Origin of the sequence: Citricoccus parietis, from assembly GCF_042433045.1 — a bacterium.
GTDB classification, from domain to species: domain Bacteria; phylum Actinomycetota; class Actinomycetes; order Actinomycetales; family Micrococcaceae; genus Citricoccus; species Citricoccus parietis.
In genome coordinates, this window is the sequence record NZ_JBHLWH010000035.1 from 1 (window position 1) to 1,024 (window position 1,024).

The 1,024-nt window shown below is 60.7% G+C and carries 1 protein-coding gene; it reads left to right on the top strand.

Features of this window, described 5'->3' with window-relative positions:
• Positions 1-278: 278 nt before the first annotated feature.
• Complete coding sequence (locus tag ACFFIO_RS12470; RefSeq protein WP_201301235.1) at positions 279-752, top strand: site-specific integrase; 474 nt, start codon at positions 279-281, stop codon at positions 750-752.
• The last annotated feature ends 272 nt before the right edge of the window (positions 753-1,024 follow it).

Consider the following 1,024-nt stretch of genomic DNA (forward strand, 5'->3'; position numbering starts at 1 on the left):
CAGCGCTCCGTCATGGGGGAGTCGTCCCAACCGGCGGATTCGCAGAAATCGCCAACATGCCATGGTCGAGTTGACATAAGATAGCTTATCGGCGCTCAACCAACGGGAGTTGCAGTAGATGCAGGAACTCCCGTCTTCTGGCGTGGAAACGTCGCTGCAGGTCAACTGCGGCGAGGGTGTGGCACCGTGGATTGACCGGGCGGTGCTCTCTGGTCGTAGTGTGCTGGTGGCCGTAGGATTCTTGCATCTAATGCAGGATTCCACGGCTGTGAGGCGTGATGGACGGTACCGTTCCGGGGTTCGTTCCGAGGCTGCTGACCGATGCGTCCGTCGGTCTGTTCCGGGCCGATGAGCGGGTGTTCGAATCCATGGTCGATGGCTGGCGGGCGCAGATGCTGGCCCGCGGACTGACCACGGCGACGATCGAGAACCGCTCACGTCTGGTGCGCCGGTTCCAGCAGTTCACCGGCGAGTTCCCGTGGCACTGGCGCCCCGTGGATATCGAGGAGTTTCTGGCGGAGCGCCGCAGCGGTGAGAAACCGATCAGCCTGAGCACGTTGCGCTCGGACAGCAACGCCGTGGCCATGTTCTGTGCCTACCTGACGCATCCGGCCTACGGGCGGGCGGATTTCTGCCAGCGGACCTTCGGGGAGATTCCCGCGCAGATCTGCTTTGAGTGGAACACTCCCCGACACACCACCGATGACGCTGGTGGGGCGGCTCACCATCGAGGAAACAACCACTGGTCTTGAACTGATCAATCCGCCCTACACACTTTCATTGGAACGCGGCGACTGACGGGACTACCCCCATAACCCTTGTGCTCCGAAGCCGGCACTGCCGGCACGACTACTCCCGTTCATGCCAGTTGTTATTGAGGGTAAAGCAATGATCGGTCGACAGCAGCCCGCAATATTATCGAGGTTGGCGAAATGCCACCTTTTAAGAGATTGCGCAGATAGGGGCTCAGCGCCATTGGTACTGCTTGACAGGGCGGTCATCCCACCGGAACCGGGTCCATGAT